Genomic DNA, 1,851 nt, shown 5'->3' with positions numbered 1-1,851 from the left:
GCGCCACCGCCTCCGGCGCCTTTTGCACCTGCTGCTCGAACAGTTCATGGATGCACCGCTCCGACGGATAGGCCGCCGCCGTCCGGTTCAGCTCCTCCAGCAGATACGCACGCTCCGCAGCCGGCAGGATGGCCAACTCGCGCACCGGCGTGTTGGGGGCATGCTCCAGTGCCTCTGTCAGTTGCTCGAGCGCGTGCTGCATGTAGCCGCAGACCCGATCCGCAGAGACAGGCTCGGCCACCTGCGCCGTCAAGCCGAGCGCCTCGCCATAATCCTCCACCGACAGGGTCAGCGGATAGTTGGTGCGTTCCTCGTCGCCCAGCCATTCCATGCCGGACAGACCATCTGCCGTCCCGGAGCCGGCCATGGCCGCCGGCGTATTGTGACGGTAGTTCAAAAGCGCGCCGAACAGCGGCGCCGGCGCCGCAACCCCGCTGCAGCGTTGCGCCAGCGCCAGCGAGGCATGCTCGTGCGCCAGCAGCTCGGAAAGCCTCGCATGCGTGGTCCGCACGCTCGCCGCGACCCCGGTCCCGTCCAGGTCAAGCCGCACAGGCAGGGTGTTGATGAACAGGCCCATCGTGCGGTCGGCGCCCGCGCCCGCCTGCATGCGGCCGAACAGCACCGTGCCGAACACCACCTGCTCTCGGCCGCTGCTGCGCGCCACCACCTGACCCCAGGCCAGATGGCAAAGGCTCGCCAGGCTCACCCCAAGCCGCCTCGCCTGTTCCCGCAGCCGATCATTGAGCGCCTGCGGCAGCATCCGATGCGCCTCGCCGACGCCGCCGCCGTCGCCATAGACCTCGCTTAAGCCGAACGGCGTGGTCGGCTCATCGATGTCGGCCAGCATCGTCCGGAAGAACTGCTCATGCGCCTTGGCATCGACATCCAGCCGCGCCTGCGCCACCAGATTGCGGAACGGCTGCGGTGCTGGCAGCTCATGCCCGCGTCCCTCGAGCACGGCCCGCACCTCGGCATGCATCACTTCCAGCGTCGTGTGATCGCCGATCAGATGATGCTGCAGCTCCAGCAGCAGCCAGCGTGTGCTGCCGGGCTCGCGCGCGATCACAAACTGCAACAAGGGCGCCCGGCCAACATCGATGCGATGCCGCAGCGGATCAAACCGGCGCCTGAGCTCATCGGCGCCGGAACCGTCACAGGCATCCAGCTCGACCTCGCTCACCTCCAGCGGCGCACGACGCCACACCACCTGGGCCGGGCTCGACAGCCCCGCCCAGACAAAGGCCGTGCGCAGGGTGTCGTGCCGGTCCACCACCTGCTGAACCGCGCCAAGATAGCGCTCCAACAGGCCGCGATCGGCAAACGCCATCTGCGACACCAGCAGGTAGGGATCCCCCTTCGTCGCCAACAGATGATGGAACAGGATGCCGTCCTGCAGCGGCGACAGGCCATAAATGTCCTGGATGTTGCCGACACCACCGGGCACCGTGGCGACGATCCGGTCGATCTCCGGCTGGGCCAGCTCGATGAGCGGCAGCATCTGCGGCGTAATCGCCGTGCTCTGTTCGGTGATCAGGTTGGCAGGCACCGCGACCTCGTGATGGCTGCCAAGGCTTGCGGCAAGATCGGCCAGCACCGGCCTGGCGAACAGGGTGCGCACCTCCACCCCAAGCGACAGCTGCCGCAGCCGCTCCATCAGCTGCACGGCCAGCAGCGAGTGACCGCCGAGCTCGAAGAAGTGGTCGTGGCGCCCGACCCGCTCGACACCGAGAAGCTCCGCCCAGATCTGCGCCAGCGCCGTCTCGACCGCGCCGCGCGGCGCCTCATAGCTGCGGCGCGCATAGGCGTCGTCGGCCGGCGCCGGCAGTGCCTTGCGGTCGAGCTTGCCGTTCG

1 protein-coding gene is annotated in these 1,851 nt (G+C 68.4%); it reads right to left on the bottom strand.

Annotated features, from left to right (window positions below; all coding sequences use genetic code 11):
• A partial coding sequence (locus EN807_RS32220) for a condensation domain-containing protein (protein ID WP_246684494.1) occupies positions 1-1,851 on the bottom strand: 1,851 nt, incomplete at both ends.

Source organism: Mesorhizobium sp. M5C.F.Ca.ET.164.01.1.1 (genome assembly GCF_004792125.1).
GTDB lineage: Bacteria > Pseudomonadota > Alphaproteobacteria > Rhizobiales > Rhizobiaceae > Mesorhizobium > Mesorhizobium wenxiniae.
Note: the sequence above shows the minus strand (reverse complement) of the source record. Positions and strands in the feature narration are given on the sequence as shown.